The organism is Dawidia soli, from assembly GCF_018598185.1.
Lineage (GTDB): Bacteria > Bacteroidota > Bacteroidia > Cytophagales > Cyclobacteriaceae > Ohtaekwangia > Ohtaekwangia soli.
Genome location: NZ_JAHESC010000024.1, coordinates 26,051 through 47,710, shown reverse-complemented (window position 1 = coordinate 47,710; position 21,660 = coordinate 26,051). Strand labels below are relative to the sequence as shown.

The following is a 21,660-nucleotide window of genomic DNA, read 5'->3' as shown; positions in this document are numbered from 1 at the left end:
TACGTACTAAAGTTTAGGGGTTACAATACAGAGCGTTATTCATGCCGCAGCGCATCCACCGGGTTTGACAATGCCGCGCGGATGGTCTGGAAGCTGATGGTGACCACAGTGATGCCCGCCACGATCACGAGCGTCAGCACAAAAATGCCGGGGTGCAGGGGCACACGCGTAGCAAAGCTTTCCAGCCACCGTAGCCCGAGGAACCACACGACAGGTATGGCAATAACGTTGGCCAGCAGCACCAGCCCCAGGAACTCGCGCGAGAGCAGGCGCGTGATGTTCCAGACGCCCGCGCCCAGCACCTTGCGTACGCCGATCTCTTTGGTGCGCGACACGACCATGAACGAAACCAGGCCGAGCAGGCCCGTCACGGCGATCAACACGGTCACGCCCGAGAACAACCCGAACACCTGGGCCAGGCGTTGCTCCGACTCGTATTGGCGCTCGAAGCTTTCGTGCAGGAAGGAATAGTGAAAGGCGTGTCCGGGGAAGTGCTCATTCCACAGGGTATGGATGGAGGCCGTGAGCGGCGAAGCGTCTTTCGACTGGAAACGGACCGCGTAGAGGTCGCTGGCCTGCGGGTTGTAGTCCATCACGATCGGGCCGATGGCTTGCTGAAGCCCGGCCTGGTGATAGTCCCGCACGACGCCCACCACTTCGCCCGCCGGATAGCCCGAAGGGGAAGCGATGCGTTTGCCGAGCGCATCTGCCGGCGAGGCCCAGCCGAACATGGCGACGGCGCGTTCGTTCAGGACGAGGCCGTCTTTGAGTGCCGCCGTGCGCTTCAGGTCGAAATAATGCCCCGCGATCACCTGCAGTTCCAGCGCGTCGGCATAGTGCTCGTCTACGGCAATATATTCTACGGTGACGGCATCTTCACTCCGGCCCTCGGCGGCCCAGGCTACCTGGCCGGCCCAACCGCGCCGTCCGGGCAGTGCGTTGGCAAAGCTCACCTGGCTTACCGCGGCCTGCGCGCGAAGCTTGTCGCCAAAGGTCTGGAACACGTCGCGGTTTGCCGTGCGCACCACGCTGGCATCGATGACCAGCACCTCTTCGGTGGTAAAGCCCAGCGACTGCTCCTGCATGTAGCGCAACTGGTTCATGACAATGAGCGTGCCCAGCACGAGCGCGACGGAGATCACAAACTGAAATACCACCAGCGACCGCCGCAGCTGTACGCCGCGTACCGAGTATTGCATTTTACCTTTCAACACGTCTGCCGGGCGCAGGCCCGACAGGACGAGCGCCGGATAATAGCCCGACAGCACCGCGACCACGACTACCAGCAGGGCAATGCTGAACAGCACCGCCGGCGAGGTGAGCGCGGTAAGGGTATACTGTTTGTCGAGCAGCAGGTTGAAGGCCGGCAGGATGGCGGTAGTCAGCATGAGCGCGACCAACAATGCGCAGCAGGTGAGCAGCAGCGATTCGCTGAGGAATTGAAATATCAGAGTGTAGCGTGTAGAGCCGACCACTTTGCGCAGCCCGGCTTCTTTGGCGCGGTATACCGACCGTGCCGTGGTCAGGTTGATGAAGTTGATGCAGGCCAGCAGAATGACAAACACGGCGATGCCCGATACCAGGTAAAGCCGGTCGAGGCTGCCCAGCGGCCCCATGCCGTTGCTGTGCGAGGTGAGGTATAGCGTGCGCAGCGGCTGGAACAGCACGCTGGCGGTAATGCCCCAATGTTTAAACTCTTCTCCCGCATGCTCCTGGTACATGCCGGCAGTCTTTTGTTGAAACGCTTCGATATCCACGCCGGGTTTGAGCAACAGATAATTTCTGACGTTGATGTTGCCCCAGCCCTCTTCGTACGAAAACTGGCTGTTCAGCAGCGGGTACGTCGCAAACGACAGGATCATATCGGCCTGCAGGTGCGAATTACCCGGGAGGTCTTTCATGATGCCGGTCACCGCGAATGTGAGCGAGTCGGCCAGTGTCAGTGTTTTGTTCAGCGCATCGCCCCCCGGAAAGTATTTCCTTTCCATGGTCTCGCTGATGACGATGGTATAGGGTGCTTCCAGCGCCCGTTGGGGATCGCCCTTGACCAGGGGAAAGGAAAAGATGTGAAAGAACTCCGGTGACGCGAAGTACATCTTTTGCCGGATCTGCTGGTTGTCGTGGAGGATCAGCAGGCCCGAAGCGTCTTTGGCATATACCACGGACTCCACTTCCGGGTAATCCCTTAGCTTTGCCCCGATCGGCCAGCCGTTCGCATCATAGGATTTTTTGTTGACGCTCTCGGTGGTGGCGAAGGATGTCTCCACCCGGTAGAGGCGATCGAGGTTTGCATGGAATTTGTCATACGAAACTTCGTCGAGTACGTACAGCAGGATGAGGATGCCCGCCGTGAGGCCCAGGGCGAGGCCCAGTAAATTAATGGCCGTATACCCTTTGAATTTCAACAGGGAACGGATCGCGATTTTGATATAGTTCTGGAGCATATATAGTCGGGGAAGATTTATTTATTCGCTTCGGAGCGATTCAACCGGGTTTACCGCCGCGGCCATCCTCTATGATAATCTGCTGTTCAAGATCAGTGCCATGCGCAAAGAGGCCGTTTTACGCGATTTTGTCGGCTTATGCACCCTGAATAGTGTCAAAACTGGACGGGGGCGTCCGGAGGCGGTCACCCCGGGCAGCCTGTCCGCCGCCGGCTACTTCAGCTTTTTAAGGTAGTCGGCCACGTATGCCGGTATGTGTTTTCGCTTGTATTGCATGATGAACCGCGGGTGCGACAGCGGGATCACCTCTTTAAAAAATCCATGCTTACGGTTGAGCTTGTCGAGGTACTCGAAGTTCTTGCCCTCGCCCAGGCAGTAGGCGGCCTTGCGGTCGATGCCAAAGGCCAGCTGCCGGTGGATGCTGTCGACCACGAAGGGCTCGATCGCCTCTTGTAATTCGCGTATGTCGTAATAGTTGAGATTCTTGCCGTCTTTGACAAACCCCAGCGGACTGACCGAGTTGATGTAATAGCGGCTGTAGAATTTTTTTGGGCCGCCGTAGGCATCGATCATGGTATAGATAAAATCCGCCGAGAGCTCTACTTTCTTTTTCAGATCGTTTTTGATCCCAAACCGTTGTTCCAGCTTGAGCGGGTCGGTGAAGGGCACGCCGGTAAGTCCGCCGCCAAAGCGCCCCGGGTTGATGCCCATGATGATGCGGCGCGGTTTATCGTCACTATAGAACATGCGATAGAACTGCTCGCTCAGCGCATAGGCGGTAGCATCCTGGTAGGGGTTCATGGCTTCGACGCCCTGGGGCAGCCCGGGCAGCGCCAGCGAACGGTAGAAGGCGAGAATGTTATCGGCAAACGACATCATCAATACAAGATCTCAAACGCACTTTTATAGTATTCCTTGCCCTGCACAAAGTCGATCAGCTCCGAGTAGAACGGGTGCGCGCCCAGCGTGGCCGAGTCGCCGATCATCATCAGCTTGCGGCGCGCACGGGTCATGGCCACGTTGGTGCGGCGAATGTCGCCCAGGAAGCCCACCTCGCTTTTTTCGTTGCTGCGCACAAAGCTGATCGCGATCACGTCGCGCTCCTGCCCCTGGAACGCATCGACGGTGTTGATGGAGATCAACCCGTACAACGGCTGCAATACTGTGGAGGCTTCCGCCAGCTTGACCAGGTAATCTACCTGTGCCCGGTAGGGTGTAATAATGCCCAGGGTGATCTTTTCATTCACCCATTCTTCCGCGCCCACTTCTTCCGCCAGCTGCTCTACCTGGCGGATCAGCAGCTGTGCCTCCTCTTCGTTGGACCGGCTTAATGTTTCGGGGTCCTGCTTCTCGGTATATCCGCAGCCGGCCGTATCGATAAAAAGTACCGGTGCCTGGTTGGGGCGCAGCAGCGCATGGCGCACCGACGCATGGGCGACCAGCTCGTCGTGGTAAAAATACCGCGACGGGAACTGCATGATGTCTTCGTGCATGCGGTACTGCACCGTCAGCATCGACGTTTGCCGCGGGTGACGGGCAATGCCTTTTTCAAACAATGTCCGGGCCAGTCCGCGTTTGGCGGCTTCGGCCGACTTGATCGTGGGCGGCAGCTGCAAGTGGTCGCCGGCAAAGATCGCGCGTTGTGCGCGCAGCAGGGGGATCCAGCAGGCCGGCTCCAGCGACTGGCCCGCCTCGTCGATAAAGACCGTCTGAAACCGTTTGCCGCGCAGCGTAGGGTGTGACGAGCCCACCAGCGTGCAACAGATCGCGTCGCTGTTTTGCAGCAGGTCGTTGACTATATAGAACTCCAGCAGGTCGGCGTCGGCTTTGAGCAGCTTGGCCTCCTGTAAAAGCATGCGGCGCTCTTCGCGTTCGTGGTGGCCGAAGTGGCGTTTGAACTTCAGCGCTTTGCCCCGCACCTGCTCCATGCGTTTGCGCAGCTCGCGCAGGTCGCTGTACTGGCTGTGTGCGGCGATGCGCGCATCGAGCGTTTTGCTCAGCGACTGCTCGGTAACACGGGCCGGGTGGCCGATGCGCAATACACTGAGGCCCTGCTGGTCGAGCTTGTCGGCCAGCAGGTCGACGGCGGCGTTGCTGGGGGCGCAGACCAGTACTTGTTTTTCTTCTTTGATCGTGGCGACGATGGCCTGTACCAGGGTCGTTGTTTTGCCCGTGCCGGGCGGCCCGTGTACAAAGGCCACGTCGGTGGCGGCCAGTACCGTGTGCAGGGCGTCGCGCTGGCTGTCGTTGAGAGGTGCTTCGATCGTGGCGAGGGCCGTGGCGGGTAGGGGGCGCGTGCCGGCGGGCTTGTCGCTGAGTAACACCTCGCGCAGCCAGGCAATGCGGTTGTCTTCGGCTTTCATCACCTCCCGTAAGGCGAACTCCATCTCGCGGTAGCTCATCTCGTCGAACATGACGTCCACACCCAGCAGCCCGTCTTCGATCCATTCGGGGATGTCGTCGCTGTTGAGGGTGATGGTCATGAGGTTGTCGCGCACGAAGTTGACCACTCCGTTTACATGGTGCTTTTCAGGTTTGCCCGAGGCATTGGAAAAAACGCTGACCGACTTGCCGCTCTGGAATGCGTGCGGCTGGTCGAGGTGATTGGTGCGCTCTACTTCTACAATGAGCCGCTCGCCGGTGCCGATGTAATGACGATGAAACTTGAGGGGGTACCACGTGGTGCCCTCTTTGGTGCGCTGGCTGATGGACCGGAGCAACACCTTTTGCCGGTAATATTCCAGGTCCGCCTGGCGCTCCAATTGAATGAGCTCGAGGGTCTGTTGTAGTTGACTGTTCGCGGTCATGGGCGCGAAGATACAGATTCCTGCCGTGCCGCCGTAGACCCGGTGCTGGCATGCAGGGGTGCCCCCACCAACGCGGCCAGCCGGGCCAGCTGCTCCTGGTTGGAGGGCGAGTTGATGGTATACTCGATGCCGAACTTCTCGCGCGTCGTCAACCGCCAGCTGAGCGATGCCCGCGAGTTGTTTTGCCGGATGCTGTCCATCTTTTGCAGAATGGGTGTATAACTTTCCGATTGATATTCAATGTCGACGCGGTCGATCGGTCCCTTGAACCACGAGCGGGCGTGGCCGATAAACATGTCGCTGGTGATGTCCTGGAAGTTCTCGAAGTTGTTGTATACCGAGCTGATGGGCTGCGTAAAGTCGTCGACCAGCGTCTGGCCGGTCTTTGGCGAGATGGCTGCCATCTTGGGAGAATCGCGGATCGACACGAACACGATGCCCGACGTATTTTCGGCAATCCATTCTTTAAAGGCAAAGACAAACCGCACGGCGTCCGACACCCCGAAGTTATCGGAGATGCCGGCGTCCATGATCTTGAGCGACGGCTCGGTGGGCAGCGACGTGTTCGGTGTGATATAGGGAAAGGTGGCGCTCATGCGCAAGGCCGACAGAAAGCGCAGTTGCGAACCATCGTGTTCCTCAAAGAGCGTCTGGAAATCCACACCGCTGATCTTGGACGAAGTATAGCCGGGGAAGTTGGCAATGTCGCTGTTCATGTACGACACGGGGCGCGCGGCGATGTACAGCTTCCGGCCGTCGTTCACGATGGTGGGGGTGAGGATCATCATCGGCACGATCGCTTGCTGCTCGACGCTGTCATAGGCGCCGATGGATTTGTTCATCAGGCCCTCCGTGATCTGGTTCAGCTGCTCTTCAAAGGTATAGCCGCGGTCGCGGTAGTACAGGTTGCCGTTGTATTCAAATTTGGTAAAGCCCACAAACAGGTCGTTGGCCAGCAGGCTAAAGATGAGCGGGTTGAGGTTGTCGGTGGAGATCTTCTGCCGGTGGCTGGCGGCATTGGGATGGATGTTCTCGCCCAGCTTGCTGCGCAGCTTGAGCTCGCGGTAGTAGCTGGCGCCGATCAGGCCGCCCGAGGCGCCGGTGATCAGCATGGTGTGGTCCATGACGCGCCCTTCGGTAAGGCTGTCGGCCGCTTGCAGGGCGGTCAGCGTCCACAACGCGGCACGCTTGCCCCCACCGCTGGTGCACAGGAATACCATCCTGGGTTTGTGGCCCTCCGGGAACTTACGCCGCCAGTTTTCGAGCATGGTATAGGTGGCGCGTTTGTCGCGTTCGATGTGTGTCGAGTCGTTCAGCGCGCGCAGCGCGGCGATGGTATAGGGCACCGGCGGTTTGTTGTATTCCAGTCCGAAGGCCTCGTACCGTTTGGTGAAGTAATCTTCGCCCACCAGGTGGTTGACGATCAAAAATAAGGCGAGTGCCGCCGTGGCCGCCCACCCGCCAAACCAATAGGAGAAGGCGCCGGCCATCATCACAAAAATGGTCAGCAGGATGATAAAGCTGGACGCCGCCGGCAACTGAAAGGCCGGGTAATCCTTGAAGATGCCCAGGATCAGGACCAAGGCAAAGATGAGCAGCTCGATCACCACCAGGTTAAAGTGGTTCTGGTCGAATACCTGCAGGATCGTGGCCTTGTCGTAAAAGACATTGTTCTCTACCGGGCGCACGCGAAAGTTGCTGTCGATATAATAGTCTACGCGCACCTGCTTCTTGCGGGCGATGTCCAGCTTCTTCATGGCGCTGGCGCGTGTGACCTTTACGTTCTGTTTGATCTTTTCGTCGATGCGGCAAATGACGTATTTAAAAATGTCTTTGTTGGTGAACCGGAAGTAAGCGAAGAAGATCAGCGTCATGACGGCGTAGCCGCTGAGCAGGCCTGCGAGGTTCCAGGCCAGGCCGCGCGGCGTGGAATATTCGTTGTTGATCTGGAAGCCGACGATCTGGTAAATATAGGTGGCCAGGAAAATGGCGGGGATGATGCTGTTGTTGATCGCGAATTTGGTGAACGGCCGCGACAACGTGCCGACGAACGAGAAGCGATGGCCGTCGTTGATATAGCAGGTGATGTGGAACGCCGTGGTGAACCCCGCGGTGACAAGCCCCAGGATAAAGAAGCTGGTGAAGTTCACTTTGTTGAGGTACTCGGGGTCGAGGAACAGGTAGGGGATGCCCAGGTACTTGCCGAAGCTGCCGGTGACCATCGCAAACAGTACGATCCAGCACAGGAGCAATACCAGATTGCGCTTGATATTATTGAAGAGCAACTGCACGGGGAACGAGTAGAGGATCTTCGGCACCAGGAAATACAAATTTCGCAACATAGATGTTTACCCGTAAGGGAATTTCAACCGGTAAGATACACGTTTCGGAATTTCTTTGCGTATGTGGGGCGGGGGAACTATGGCCGAACGTGATACTGTTACATACTAAAAAACCGTTTGGGGTGACTGGAAAAGAAACCCTTCTGCCGGGATATTTTTTTGTACGCGTTAGTCAAATATTTCCTTACTTGGCACTGTGACCGATAAGACCTTTCACATTTACCGTTCTTCGGCAGGCTCTGGCAAAACCCGCACGCTGGCCAAGGAATACCTCAAACTTGCATTGCGTTTCCCGGAATACTTCCGGTACATCCTGGCGATGACCTTTACCAACAAGAGCACCCAGGAAATGAAGGACCGGATCATCCGGTACCTGGACGACTTCGGCCACGACCGCAGCCAGGACCTGGCCGCCGAGATCCGGCAGGAGATCGCTGCCGATGGGAAGACCTTTACAGACAGCGAGTTCCGCGACCGCAGCCGCCAGGTGCTGTCGCTCATATTGCATCAGTATTCGCAGTTTGCAGTAAGCACGATCGACGCTTTCTTCCAGCGCGTGATCCGGGCCTTTACCCGCGAAACGGGTCTGCTGGGCAATTTTCGCCTCGAGGTAGACAACGACCTGGTGCTGGAAGAGGTGATCGACCGGGTACTGGACAAGCTCACCGACGATGACGAGCTGCGGGGCTGGGTGCTGGAGTTCTCCCTCGAACGACTGGAAGAGGGCCGCGACTGGGACATCCGCTCGGCGTTGCTGGAATTCTCGCGTGAGATCTTCCGCGAAGAGTTTAAGACCATCGAGGAAGAGGTGCTCCAGGCCACCGAAGACAAACGTTTCTTTAAGGACCTGAAACAATCCCTTCAAAAAGAGGTAAAACAATTTGAGCAGCACGTGCTGGGCGAGGCCCGCGCGCTGCTGCAGGAGTTTCAAAGCCTGCAATTAGTGGTGGCGGATTTTAAATGGGGTGCTTCGGGCAGCGTCTATACATACATCGCAGGTCTGGAGGCCGAGATCAAACCGCCCGGCAGCCGCGTGCGCGACGCCCTGCTCAGCAGCGCTGCCTGGCCCGCACCCAAGTCTGCTTCCAAAGACGTGATCACCGCCCGCGCCGAGCAGGTGTGGATGCCGCGGCTGCAGGCGCTCGTCGAGCATATTGAACAGGAGAGCGTAGCGTATTTCTCAGCCGAGCAGGTATTGCGCAACCTGCACGCCTTCGGACTGCTGTCGGACATCTCCAAGACCCTGCGTGAATACCTGCGCGAGAACAACGTCATGCTGCTGTCGGATGCGCCACAATTTTTACAGGGCGTGATGCAAGGGCAGGACACTTCGTTCGTGTATGAAAAGGTGGGCTCGTTCTTCCGCCACTTTCTGGTGGACGAGTTTCAGGACACCTCGGGGCTGCAGTGGAGCAACGTGTTGCCGCTGGTACGTAACGGCATCGCCCAGAATTACCGCAGCCTGCTGGTGGGCGATATCAAACAATCGATCTACCGCTGGCGCGGCGGCGACCTGAGTATCTTACAGGAGCGCGCCCGCGAAGATGTCGGGGTATTGGTAACGGACATCTACCAGCTCGACACCAACTACCGCAGTGCCACCAACATTGTGGAAGTAAACAATGCCTTGTTCGATGCCTCGGCGGCGATCGTGAGCCGCGAGACGGGCACGGCCTTTCCACAGCAGGCCTACATCGACGCGGCGCAGAAGATCTTCCGGCAACACCCGGGCTATGTAAACATCCGCTTTTTCCGCCCGGAAGAAAAAGGTCCGGACGAAGAGGCCGGCGGCCGTTTTGACTTTCAGTCCGTATCGCTGGAACAGCTGCCGCGGCTGGTGGAAGACCTGCAGGGCCGCGGCATCGCCTTGCGCGACATCGCCTTCCTGGTGCGCGACAACAGCGAAGGTCAGGCGATCGCGCAGCACTTTATGCAATACCGCGCGTCGTCGCAGGCGAAGAGCACGTGCAAGTACGATGTGGTGTCGAACGAGTCGCTGCGGCTCGACCAGGCCACGTGCGTGCTGGTATTGATCAACGCCCTGCGGCTGCTCGACAACCCCAAGAACCAGATCGCCCGCGCGCAGCTGGCGTTTGAATACCAAAAGCTGTGGCCCACGCAGGCGTTCCCCAACCACCACCGCCTGTTCTCGGAAAGCAAGACCAAGGCGTTTGCCACCCAGGTGCCGGCGGCCTTTGCGCAGCAACAGGATGTGCTGGCAGCCCTGCCGTTGGTCGAGCTGGTGGAAACGCTCATTCATATTTTTAACCTCGGCAAGTTGCCGACGGAGATCGCCTACCTGCAGGGCTTTCAGGATGTGATCCTGGAATTTGCCGAACGCGAGAAGAACGACCTGGCCTCGTTCCTGGAGTGGTGGAACGAGAACAAATGGAAGAAGTCGATCCAGGTGGCCGGCGGTGTGGACGCCGCGCAGATCATCACCATCCACAAGTCGAAGGGCCTGCAATTTGCCTACGTCATCATTCCGTTCCTCGACTGGGAGCTCAATCACCCGCCGATGAAGTCGCCGATACTCTGGTGCCGGTCTGACGATGCGGCCTTTCGGGGAGCGGGATATTTTCCGCTGAAGTATTCCAGCAAGCTCGAAAATACCGTCTTTAAAGAATATTATACCGAGGAGCGCAAACGCATCTACCTCGACAACCTCAACCTGCTCTACGTAGCGTTTACGCGCGCCGAGGAGGGCCTGATCGTGCACGCGCCGCTGACGAAGTCGAGCAACCTGACGAACGTGGGGCGCCTGACCAAGCTGGCGATCGAGCAAAGCGAATACCTGTCGGGTCTTTGGACGGAAGAAACACTAACGCTCCAGGTCGGTGCGATCACGCCACCGCCGTCCACCAACGTTACGCCCGAAGGGGGCGTGATGCTGCGAAGCTACCCCGTTTCGCCCTGGCGCGAACGGCTGGCGGTGCGTACGGATGGCAAGGAGTTTTTTGAAGAGACCGAGAAACGCCGCAAGATCAACTACGGTATATTCTTACACACACTCATGTCGCGCGTGCGTACGGCAGCAGATATACCCCTGGTGACCGATCAGGCCCTGCGCGAAGGCCTGCTGGCGAAAGAGGAATTGGCGCCGGTGGCCGAGTCCATGCGCTGGATCGTGTCGTCGCCGGTGCTGCAGCCGGCGTTTGCCGTCGACGCAATACTAAAAACAGAAGCGGCCCTGATTATGCCCGACGGCAGCGAGCGGCGCATCGACCGGGTCACACTGCAAGACAACAGGGCCTTTGTGGTGGACTATAAAACCGGCAAACCCAAGGAAGACGACCGCCGGCAGGTGCAGGAATACCTGCGCATCCTGCAGGCGATGGGAGTGGAAGACACCCGGGGCTTCCTGGTATATGTACACGAAAAACGCTGCGAGGAGGTACACGCATAATCCATGAAGACCTTTATCCAGGAACTGGCAGAGATCATTGTACGGGAGTATCCCGATTGGAATAACCTGACCGTTGTTTTTCCCAACCGTCGTGCGGCGCTCTATTTCCGCAAGGCCCTGGGCGAAGCATTGGACACGCCGCGCTGGGCCCCCGACGTGCAGCATGTCGAAGCATTTATCGGCTCGTTCTCCGAGCTGGTGGAGGCCGACAAGCTCTCGCTGGTGGTGAAACTGTACCGCACTTTCAAGCAGGTGACGGGCTCGGACGAGGACCTCGACTATTTCTACTTCTGGGGTGAAATGCTGCTGCGCGACTTTGACGAGCTGGACAAATACCTGGTGCCCGCCGCCAGCCTGTTCCGCGATATGAGCAACCAGAAGGAGATCGACGAATACTTTGATTACCTGACGGAAGAGCAAAAGAAATTCCTGACCGACTTCTGGCAGTCCGTGGAGTTCGGCACGGCCGACAGCAAGCAACGTTTCCTGGAACTGTGGCGGGGCTTGTATACTATATATACCGAGTTCCGTCAGCAGCTCGCCGGCGAAGGCATGGCCTACGGCGGCATGATCCACCGCGCGGTAGCCGAAGGCATCGGGCAGACCATCACGCCACCCGCCGGACGGCAGTATATCTTTGCCGGCTTTAACGCGTTGACGTCCGCGGAGGAGGCCATCCTTTCGTGGTTTGTACTACACCGCAAGGCGCGCGTGTTTTGGGATGAAGATGCTTTTTATGTGCAGCCCCGTCACCGCGAGGCAGGTGCTTTCTTTCGTCAATACCGCGGCCACGCCGTGCTGGGAGCGACTTTTCCGGAGCAACCGGGCGCGTACCTGGGCACGGCCAAGGAGATCACCGTACTGGGGGTGCCGCAAAAGGCCGGGCAGCCGAAGCTGCTGGCGCAACGCCTGGAGGCGGCGCTGAAACAACCCGGCATGGAGGCGGGGCGCATCGTGGTCGTGCTGCCCGACGAGAGCCTGCTGTTGCCCGTGCTGTATGCGTTGCCGCCGTCGTTGCAGACCATCAACGTGACCATGGGCTTTCCGTTGGTCAGCACACCGTATTATACCCTGATCGATCTGCTGTTCGATCTGCACCTGCATCAGCGGAAGGGTGAGTTTTATTTCCGTTATGTGCTGGCGCTGCTCAACCATCCCTACCTGAAGGGACGTGTGGGCGACGCCGGGAACGAATGGCGCGAGTTTATCTTAAAACACAACCAGGTACACCTGGCGCCCTCGTTCTTTGAGGGCCATGCGCTGGCGCGGGTGATCTTCCAGCCTGTAGACCTGGGCGACTTCCTGTCGTACCTGCTGAACGTCATCGAGGTGCTGGCTACCTCCGGCGGACAGGAGGGACTGATGGAAAAAGAATTTGCCTTTCACTTCCACCGCATCCTGACACGCGTAAAAGAACTGGCGGCCAGCGAGCCGATGAACCTGCGCATGCAGCAGCGGATGTTCCGGCAGATCGCCCGGGCGGAGAAAGTGCCCTTTACGGGCGAGCCGCTGCGGGGCTTGCAGATCATGGGCGTGCTGGAAACGCGGAACCTCGACTTTGACCGCGTCATCGTACTGTCGCTGAACGAAGGCCTGTGGCCCGCCGCCGCGCGGCAGGGATCGTATATACCACACAACATCCGCAAGGCCTATCGCCTGCCTACGGCCGAGCACCAGGATGCCATGTACGCATACCTGTTCTACCGGCTGCTGCAACGGGCATCGATCGTAGACCTGTATTACAACACCGAGCCCGACGTACTGGGCACACGCGAAATGAGCCGCTATCTATACCAGCTCATTTACGAAACCGGCTGGCCGTTCTCCCGGCAGGTACTCTATAACCCCGTACAGATCCACCCGGTGCAGCCCATCAGCATCGAAAAGAAGGCCGACGTACTGGAGAAGCTGGAGCGATATTTTGGCAAGGCGCTGACACCGTCTACACTCAACACGTACATCGAGTGCCGGCTGCAATTTTACTTCAAACACCTGCAGGAGCTGCGCGAACCCGACGAAGTAGAAGAGGAGGCCGACGCGCGCATCTTTGGCAATATTTTACACCGGGTGATGGAGCTGTTTTACACTGCGCTGCGCCCGCCGTCGGGACCGTGGCGCATACAAGCCGGTGACTTTACAAACCTGAACGACAAGCTGGAATATTTTATCGAGCGTGCTTTTCGCGAGCACTTTCACCTGCCCGACGAAAAGCCGTTTGAATACGAGGGGCGGCAGCTGGTCGTAAAAGAGATGGTGAAACGCTTTGCCAGCAAAGTGCTGCGCCACGATGCACGCAGTGTGCCGTTTGTGATCGAGCTGCTGGAGGCCAACAATTTTACGACGACCATTGCCGTCCGGCAACGCGACAAGTCGCTGAGCATCGTCATGGGCGGCAAGATCGACCGGGTGGACCGCAAGGATGACACCGTGCGCATCATCGACTACAAGACGGGCAAAGACGAGAATCGTTTTGAAAGTATACCGGCTTTATTCCAGCGCAGCCCCAAGCGCAACAAGGCGGCCTTCCAGGCGATGCTCTATGCCTGGGTATATGCACAGCGGCACGTCCGCCGGCCCGACGAAGCGCGCGCGCTGCAGCCCGGCCTCATCAACCGACGCGAGATCTTCAAAGACGACTTTGAATACGGCCTCTTTCTGGGCCGCCAACGCCTGGAAGATGTTACCGACCTGCTGCCGGCATTTGAAGAGCAGTTGCTCATGCTGCTGGAAGAAATGTTCGACCCCGCCGTGCCCTTCGATCAAACCGAGGAGCTGAAAACGTGTCAGTATTGCGACTACAAGGAGATCTGCCAGCGGTAGGAGGTTCCACAGGCATCAGTTTTGAGTGACATGCTGCATGTTCCACTTAAACGTACTGCATCATGGCCACTACATCGAGATTACGCGGTTTTTCCAACATCAGCTTTTACGCAGACGATCACCATGCCGCAAAAAGATGGTACACGGCATTGTTTGGTGTTGAACCATACTTTAATCGCCCCGGCTATTCGGAATGGCGTATCGGCGACTATCAGCACGAGTTCGGACTGATCGATGCCAAGTATAAACCCCAGGCAGCACAACCCGGCCCGGGCGGCGCGATCATGTCCTGGCACGTAGATGATGTCAAAGGCACACTTGAACATCTGCTGTCAAAAGGCGCCAAAGAATACGAGCCCATCATCGATCGCGGCGAAGGCTTCATAACGGCGTCGGTGATCGATCCCTTTGGCAACATCCTGGGCATCATGTACAACCCGCATTACCTGGAGGTGCTCCAGGAGGCAGAAGCCAGCACCCCCGGATTGCAGTAACGAAGGTTGATATTGTTGTAACGCCTGGCACCTACCTGGCTGTTACGCCCTTTCAGGGCTTGGATATTATAGGGTGTTCATTTACCCAGGCCTCCGCTATCGCTGCAGCCTGGGCTATTATATCACGCCCCTTCAGGGCTATACGAACAGATCGCCCTGACAGGGCGTAACATATCAGCTCAGGCTGCAGGCGTGGTCAACATGTAGGGGGGATTCAAGCCCTGAAAGGGCGGCACACATCAGCCCAGGCTGCAGGCCTGGTCTACAAAATGTATAGGGCATTCAAGCCCTGAAAGGGCGCAACATCGGCGTTTTCGGTTTTTTACAATTTCCGGCGTACCGGCCGGGTGATCTTTGTATCAGAAATAACACAGATACCATGAGATCACACAGTATGAAAACGAATCAGCTCGTAAGCCTGGTGGCAGGCGTTGCCATAGCACTGGTCATCTTCTTTTTGTTGCAAGGCTGCAAAGAAAGGGAAAGAGTACACGCACAACCGACGAGGACGTTGGAAGAAGCACGCGAAGCCATCGCTGCCAGCAACGAAGTATACTTTCAGGCCTTTGTCAAAGGAGACTCGTCTTTGTTCATCGAGCGGTATGCCGACGACTGCTGCATCATGGCACCCGGCATGCCGGCGCTTTGCGGGCCCGATGCTGCCCGCCGATTCTTCCGTACGGCCTATGACGACATCGGTTTGCGAAACGGAAAGTTCATTACCACCGAGGTATACGGTCTGGGCGACGGCTATGTGGTGGAAGAAGGGCTGTGGCAATCGTTTGGCGAAAACCAGATGATGTTTGATGACGGCAAGTTCCTGGTGCTTTGGAAAAAGACCGCCAAAGGCTGGAAAATGTTCCGCGATTCCTTCAGCAGCAACCACCTGGCTCCAGGACAATAACCCCACCCGTGGTACGATCATGAAAAGAGGCAACCGGAAGGCTGCCTCTTTTCATTTAAACGCTGCCCAATCTGTTCAATTTTTTGGACGTCCTTTACCTAACGTTCATTTTTATTAAAAAAATGAACATATGGGACTAACCTGTTCAATAATTGGACATAAACTGCCTATATGTTCATTTTTTGCTAAAAAATGAACACAATCTATCGAACTGTCTAATAATTGGACGTATATTGGTCATCTGTTCATTTTTTAATAAAAAGTGAACATTTAAGCATGGCCTACGACAGAAAAGAACCCTACAACGACCTCCCGCTGCTACCGCCCTCGCCCGACGTAGAGAATGATCCATACATTCTCAGAAAGCTCGTTTCGGCGTCAAGGGCCCTGGCCGCGATGGACGGGCACGTACTGCGGCTGCCCAACCCCTATATGCTTGTGAACACCATTGCCCTGCAAGAGGCTAAGGCGTCTACGGCAATCGAGAATATCTTTACAACGGAAGACGAGCTTTACAAAGCTGTGTCCGACACTGTCCGCGAAGAGCGGGCTAATGTGGGTACAAAAGAGGTGCTGAAATACCGCGAGGCCCTGTGGGAAGGGCACCGCCGGTTGCAGGAGGATCAGACGATCACGCAGAACCTGATCACGGGTATTTTTCAACAGATCAAAAACACGGCGAGCGGCATTCGGTCGCCGCAGGCACAGATCATCATTAAACAGGGGCAAAGCGAGTTCAGAACCGGCGAGGTGGTTTATACACCGCCGCGCGGCGAAGGTGTCGTGGAACGCTTTCTTGAAAACTTACTAGAGTATCTCAACGACGACGAGCAATACCCCGCCGACCCCTTGCTGAAGATGTGCGTAGCGCACTACCAGTTCGAGGCCATACATCCCTTTGCCGACGGCAATGGCCGCACGGGCAGGATCCTGAATCTTCTATACCTGGTCAATAAAGGGCTGTTGTCCAAGCCGGTGCTATACCTCTCCAAGTATATCATTGCCAACAAAGATGAATACTATTATAATCTGAGCGCCATCACCCAGCGCAGTGCGTGGAAACAATGGATCTTATACATGCTTGATGCTGTTGAGCAAACGTCACTTTACACGAACCGGCTGATCGGCGAAACTGTTCAGCAAATGGAGGCCACGCTCGCCCACGGCAAGAAGCACATCAAGTGGTATAATAAGGATGTGAATGAGGCGCTGTTCAGCCAGCCCTACAGCCGCATGAAAACGCTGGCCAATGTGCTGGACAGGACCTCACGCACCACGTTGACCAAATACATGGACGAGCTTGTGCGCGCAAAGATCGTCATGCCCAAAAAAGAAGGCACGGAGGTATATTACATCAACGAAGACCTCATTCGCATCCTCGAAGGATAACGACTAATCGATGTCGAGACGTTCGCTGCCCCACTTCAGGTCTTCACCCCAATCCAGCTTTTCAAACCCGTCGTCGTTGCGGCTCTCTTTGCGGGGAGCGTTGCGTTGTTCCTGACGGGGTGAGCGCTGTTCCTGGCGCGGCGGCCGGGGTTGACGCGGTGGATTGTTTTGCTGCTGGCCTTGCGGGCGTGCCTGAGCCTGTTGCTCTTGCGACTGATCCTGGCCTTGAACCTGCCCCTGGCTTTGCCTATTGCGATTACGGTTCCGCCCGCGGCGGCGGCCGTTACGGCTGTTGCCTTCGTTGCGTAATTGGCCATTGCCCTCTGTCGGGGTATTGCCTTCTACGTCGGCAGACGTATTGTTTGTTACCGGGGGCTTGGGCTGTTGGTGACGACGGTTGTCTCCCTGGCGATTACCCCCCTGACGCTGGGATCGGTTGCCACCCTGATGCTGCGAGCGGTTACCCTGGCGCTGCCGGTCGGCGGGTTGTGTTGCCGGTACGATCTTCGGCATGCCGTCGCGTTGCAACGGGTAGGGATGATCTTCGACCACCGGAATGGTCTTGGCGATCAGCTTATGAATGTCTTGCAGGTATTCCTTTTCTTCTTCGTCGCAGAACGACAGGGAAACGCCGCTCGCGCCGGCGCGGCCGGTACGACCGATGCGGTGCACGTAGGTCTCGGGCACGTTGGGCAGCTCGAAGTTGATCACGTGCGTGAGCTCATCGATGTCGATACCGCGGGCGGCAATATCCGTGGCCACCAGGATGCGTGTCTTGCGGGCTTTAAAATTGATCAGCGCGCGTTGGCGTGCGCCTTGTGACTTGTCGCCGTGAATGGCCTCCGCGCGAATGCCCGACTCGTTCAGGTGGCGTGCCACGCGGTCCGCGCCGTGTTTGGTGCGGGTAAAGACCAGGGCCGTGCCGATGGTGCGGTCTTGCAGGATATGGTTCAGCAGCTTGCGTTTGTCTTTCTTGTCGACAAAGTATACCGACTGCTGAATGGTGTTGGCCGTAGACGACACCGGCGTCACTTCCACCTTTACCGGGTTTGTGAGGATGGTGTTCGCCAGCTTGGCGATCTCCGGCGGCATGGTGGCCGAGAAGAACAGTGTCTGGCGCTTGGCAGGAATGCGGGCAATAACCTTTTTTACGTCGTGGATAAAACCCATGTCCAGCATGCGGTCAGCCTCGTCGAGCACAAACATCTTGAGGTTGTCGAGCTTGACGAACTTCTGATTCATGAGGTCGAGCAGGCGGCCCGGCGTGGCGATCAGGATGTCGACGCCGTCGCGCAAAGCCTTGGTTTGCGTATGTTGCGACACACCGCCAAAGATGACCGTGTGGGTCAGGCGCAGGTGGCGGCCGTAGGCGGCAAAGCTATCGCCGATCTGGATGGCCAGCTCGCGGGTGGGGGTAAGGACCAGGGCCTTGATGCCCTCCGGGCCTTTTACGTATAATTCGTCTTCGTGCAGGTTCTGCAGGATGGGCAGCGCAAACGCTGCCGTTTTACCGGTGCCGGTCTGGGCGCAGCCCAAAAGGTCTTTTCGCTCCAACAATACGGGAATGGCCTGTGCTTGAATGGGGGTGGGAGTGGTATAGCCTTCTGTCGTTAAAGCCCGTAACAGGGGCTCAATAAGCTTTAAATTTTCAAATGTCATAGATTTTCTTGTGCCTGAAAGAGGCGGGAGGATGACTGGTGCAAACGGGCCTCTTTGTGTGAATTTGCGTTTAAATCGCGCTTTTTATATAAAATTCGAGATAATGGACACAAAAATACGGAAATAATCTGACACTACCGTCTGGCGCCAAAACCGGCAAATCGGAGGGTTCCCAGCCTCCTTTAAATTAATTCTGCTACCTTTGCACCAGAATATTTTAACATTTTCAATGAAAGAAGGAGTAGTAAAATTTTTTAATGAAGCCAAAGGTTTCGGCTTCATCAAAGAAACAGCAACCGGCCAAGAGTATTTTGTGCACATTTCTGGCCTGCTGGTAGATTCAATCCGCGAAAAAGACGTGGTAACATTCGAGCTTCAGCAAGGTAAAAAAGGAATTAATGCGGTTAACGTTCGTTTAGCCAACTAATACATCTTTCACTCTTTGCAAAAGCCAGGCCCTCAAGCCTGGCTTTTTTTTATCACAAAGTATATAGTTCCGTCACCGTTTGTCCCGGCCCTTCCTGCGGCCTGCTATACCTGCCTGCGTTAATTCATCACTATTTCGGGTAAAAAGTGGAATAAAACGTCTAGTTTTGCCTATTCCTTACACGGATACACTAACCGAACGATCGTTATGAAAACAATCCTCCTGGCGCTCTTCCTGCTGATCCAACCCATGGCAACCTCGATCTATGATTTTAAGATCAACTCCCTGGAGGGTGAACTGATCGATTTTTCCCAGTATAAAGGCAAGACGCTGCTGATCGTAAACGTGGCGTCGAAGTGCGGCTATACCCCGCAGTATGCCGACCTGGAAAAGCTGCACGAGCAATTTGGCAACAAAGTTACGGTGCTCGGTTTTCCGGCCAACAACTTCGGCTCGCAAGAGCCCGGCAGCAATTCGGAAATTGCTTCGTTCTGCCAAAAGAACTATGGCGTAAAATTCCAGATGTTTGAAAAGATCTCGGTAAAAGGCGCCGACCAGCATCCCCTCTATAAATGGCTGAAGGAAAAGACCGGCAGCGAACCCGGCTGGAACTTCAGCAAATACCTGGTAAAGCCCGACGGCACCGTGAAGTTCTATGCCTCGGGGGTCAACCCGTTGGACAAACAGATCATCGATGAGATTAATTAAAGTTACAGCCTGGATAGCTGTTACGATGGGCCTTGTAGCATTCTTTTCTTCCAAGCTGTTGTCGGCAAAAAAGCGCGGGCCTGTCGAGGGTTCGATCTACGACTTTAAAATGCGGGCCCTGGATGGTGAAGAGATCGACCTGGCCCGGTATAAAGGCAAGTACATGCTGATCGTCAACACGGCCTCCAAATGCGGCTATACCCCGCAGTATGCCGACCTCGAAAAACTGCACGAACAGTTTGGCGACAAAGTGGTTGTACTTGGTTTCCCCGCCAATAATTTCCTGTGGCAGGAGCCCGGCTCCAGCAGCGACATCGCCGCCTTCTGCCAGAAGAACTATGGCGTAAAATTTCAAATGTTTGAAAAGATCTCGGTCAAAGGCCGCGATCAGCATCCTTTATATAGATGGCTGCAGGCCCGGTCGGGTCATGCCCCCTCGTGGAATTTTTGCAAATACCTGATCGACCGCGACGGAAACGTCGTTTCGTTCTTCCCCTCCAAAGTCAATCCGCTCGACGAGCAGATCGTTAGCAAGATTTCCATCTAATCCTCTACTTTTGCGTTGCTATGAATACAAAAGTCTGGTTACAGGCCTTTCGCCTGCGTACCCTGCCGCTGGCTTTATCAAGCATCGCCATGGGTGGTTTTCTCGCCTCTGCTGCAGGCGCCTTTCAATGGGGCATCTTTTTGCTGTGTGTGCTCACGACCATCTTCCTGCAGATCCTCTCAAACCTCGCCAATGACTATGGCGACTCCATACACGGCGCCGACAGCGCCGATCGCAAAGGGCCGGCCCGCGCCGTACAAAGCGGCCGCATCACGGCAGGCCAGATGCGCGCCGCCGTCATCATTTTTGTGCTGCTGAGCCTCGCCAGCGGCATTTCACTGCTGTTCTTTTCGTTTGGCCTGGCCTGGAACGCCATTCTGTTCTTCCTGGGACTGGGACTCCTCAGCATTGGCGCCGCCATTGCCTACACCGTGGGCCGCAAGCCCTATGGCTACATCGGCCTGGGCGACCTTTCCGTGCTGATCTTTTTTGGCCTGGTGGGCGTGATGGGCTCGTACTATCTGTTCACCAAAGCCATTACCCCCTATGAGGTATTGCCGGCGCTGAGCTGCGGCCTGTTCTCGATCGCCGTACTGAATGTCAATAATATCCGCGACATCGAATCCGACCGAAAGGCGGGCAAATATTCCATTCCCGTGCGCATTGGTCGCGATAAAGCCGTGGCGTATCACTGGTGCCTGCTGGTGGGGGGCGTGCTGTGCGCCGTGTTGTATACCGTGTTTCACTACCAGTCGCCCACGCAGTTCCTGTTCCTGGCCAGCGTGCCGCTGTTTGTGCGCAATGGCCTGGCCGTAACCCACAAGCCTTCTACCGCCCTGGATCCGTTCCTGAAACAGATGGCGATGTCTACGTTGCTCTTTGTGCTGCTCTTTGGCGCCGGCCTGCTGTTGGCGTGATCTTTTAGCGGTTGTCTTTTAAACCTAACGGCGACAGGTTGTGTCTATAGCTTGTGCCCCGTCTTGCCCGCCGTAGCATCAGCGACGGAGGGCATACTGCACCGGCTGTTGCATTCGTTTACCCTGTATAACGGCTGTGCGATACCAAACGGAGCGCTGTCTACCCTATATGAACGTCATGAAACGATTCCTCTTCTTCCTGGCCGTACTACCGGCCCTTTGGGCCTGCGAACCTGAGCCCGATAACCTGCGGCTGCTCGACCAGCTCGTGGTTTCGACCAACTACGATCCCGATACGCAATTTGCAGACTTTGGGACGTACACGATCGCCACCGATACCATCGGGTATGTTTCCAACACCTCGCGCGACACGATCTGGACCTTTACCACCGCGCAGCCCTACCCCCGCAGCGTCATTAAAGCCGTGCGTGAGCAAATGGATGCGAAGGGCTTTACCTACGTAGACCGCGATGAAGACCCGGACGTGGGCATGAACATCTATATCATTGAGAACCTCAATTTGTTCCAGCAGGTATATTACCCGAACTACTATTCCAACTACTACGGCTACGGCGGCTATTATTACTACCCCATCGTGCAGACCTATGCACAGAACACCGCCACGCTGGTGGTTGAGATGATCGACCTCAAAAATCGCAATGCCAACAACCAGGTAAAGATCGTCTGGAACGCCTACATGGGGGATGTCGTCAACTCGGTAAATTATGAGCAACAGTCCGTCGATGCGATCGAGACGGCTTTTGACCAATCTCCCTACCTCCATTAATCACGCTGC

15 protein-coding genes are annotated in these 21,660 nt (G+C 56.4%); 10 read left to right on the top strand and 5 right to left on the bottom strand.

Translation table 11 applies throughout. From position 1 onward, the window contains the following. Window positions 1-35 precede the first annotated feature (35 nt). The 4 genes from KK078_RS16875 to KK078_RS16860 form a co-directional block, all read right to left on the bottom strand. Window positions 36-2,444: an ABC transporter permease gene (locus KK078_RS16875; protein WP_254091474.1), complete on the bottom strand. Its 2,409-nt coding sequence runs from the start codon at window positions 2,442-2,444 to the stop codon at window positions 36-38. 213 nt (window positions 2,445-2,657) lie between these two features. Next, complete coding sequence (locus KK078_RS16870) at window positions 2,658-3,323, bottom strand: uracil-DNA glycosylase family protein (RefSeq protein WP_254091473.1); 666 nt, start codon at window positions 3,321-3,323, stop codon at window positions 2,658-2,660. Beyond that, a complete protein-coding gene (locus KK078_RS16865; RefSeq protein ID WP_254091472.1) occupies window positions 3,323-5,251 on the bottom strand; it encodes an AAA domain-containing protein in 1,929 nt (642 codons plus the stop codon). The genes KK078_RS16870 and KK078_RS16865 overlap by 1 nt, the downstream gene beginning before the upstream one ends. After that, on the bottom strand, window positions 5,248-7,593 hold the full coding sequence (locus tag KK078_RS16860) for a patatin-like phospholipase family protein (RefSeq protein ID WP_254091471.1): 2,346 nt from the start codon (window positions 7,591-7,593) through the stop codon (window positions 5,248-5,250). Before KK078_RS16860 ends, KK078_RS16865 begins: the two co-directional genes overlap by 4 nt. 196 nt (window positions 7,594-7,789) lie before the next feature. On the opposite strand from KK078_RS16860, the gene KK078_RS30675 reads away from it, so the two are divergent. The 5 genes from KK078_RS30675 to KK078_RS16835 all read left to right on the top strand — a co-directional run bounded on the left by KK078_RS30675 (window position 7,790) and on the right by KK078_RS16835 (window position 16,606). Then, window positions 7,790-10,999 carry a UvrD-helicase domain-containing protein gene (locus KK078_RS30675; RefSeq protein WP_254091470.1) on the top strand — a complete coding sequence of 1,070 codons (3,210 nt, stop codon included), beginning with the start codon at window positions 7,790-7,792 and terminating at the stop codon, window positions 10,997-10,999. A 3-nt stretch (window positions 11,000-11,002) separates the two neighbouring features. Further along, window positions 11,003-13,819, top strand: a complete 2,817-nt coding sequence (locus tag KK078_RS16850) for a PD-(D/E)XK nuclease family protein (protein WP_254091469.1) — start codon at window positions 11,003-11,005, stop codon at window positions 13,817-13,819. A gap of 62 nt (window positions 13,820-13,881) precedes the next feature. Further along, window positions 13,882-14,313, top strand: a complete 432-nt coding sequence (locus KK078_RS16845; protein ID WP_254091468.1) for a VOC family protein — start codon at window positions 13,882-13,884, stop codon at window positions 14,311-14,313. 394 nt (window positions 14,314-14,707) lie between these two features. Beyond that, a complete protein-coding gene (locus KK078_RS16840) occupies window positions 14,708-15,217 on the top strand; it encodes a YybH family protein (RefSeq protein ID WP_254091467.1) in 510 nt (169 codons plus the stop codon). A 276-nt stretch (window positions 15,218-15,493) separates the two neighbouring features. Next, window positions 15,494-16,606 (top strand): Fic family protein, encoded by a 1,113-nt coding sequence (locus KK078_RS16835; protein WP_254091466.1) that lies wholly within the window; start codon window positions 15,494-15,496, stop codon window positions 16,604-16,606. 3 nt (window positions 16,607-16,609) lie between these two features. Here the strand turns inward: KK078_RS16835 and KK078_RS16830 are convergent, their stop codons facing one another. Then, window positions 16,610-18,265 (bottom strand): DEAD/DEAH box helicase, encoded by a 1,656-nt coding sequence (locus KK078_RS16830; protein WP_254091465.1) that lies wholly within the window; start codon window positions 18,263-18,265, stop codon window positions 16,610-16,612. Between the two features lie 229 nt (window positions 18,266-18,494). Here KK078_RS16830 and KK078_RS16825 point away from each other — a divergent pair, with 229 nt between their 5' ends. The 5 genes from KK078_RS16825 to KK078_RS16805 all read left to right on the top strand — a co-directional run bounded on the left by KK078_RS16825 (window position 18,495) and on the right by KK078_RS16805 (window position 21,651). Beyond that, window positions 18,495-18,692, top strand: coding sequence for a cold-shock protein (locus KK078_RS16825; protein WP_254091464.1), 198 nt, complete (start codon window positions 18,495-18,497; stop codon window positions 18,690-18,692). Window positions 18,693-18,899: 207 nt separating this feature from the next. Further along, window positions 18,900-19,400: a glutathione peroxidase gene (locus KK078_RS16820; protein WP_254091463.1), complete on the top strand. Its 501-nt coding sequence runs from the start codon at window positions 18,900-18,902 to the stop codon at window positions 19,398-19,400. Continuing rightward, complete coding sequence (locus tag KK078_RS16815) at window positions 19,387-19,947, top strand: glutathione peroxidase (protein WP_254091462.1); 561 nt, start codon at window positions 19,387-19,389, stop codon at window positions 19,945-19,947. Before KK078_RS16820 ends, KK078_RS16815 begins: the two co-directional genes overlap by 14 nt. A gap of 20 nt (window positions 19,948-19,967) precedes the next feature. Continuing rightward, entirely contained in the window at window positions 19,968-20,864 is an 897-nt protein-coding gene (locus KK078_RS16810; RefSeq protein ID WP_254091461.1) for a 1,4-dihydroxy-2-naphthoate polyprenyltransferase, read from the top strand. 178 nt (window positions 20,865-21,042) lie between these two features. Continuing rightward, window positions 21,043-21,651, top strand: coding sequence for a DUF4136 domain-containing protein (locus KK078_RS16805; RefSeq protein ID WP_254091460.1), 609 nt, complete (start codon window positions 21,043-21,045; stop codon window positions 21,649-21,651). The last annotated feature ends 9 nt before the right edge of the window (window positions 21,652-21,660 follow it).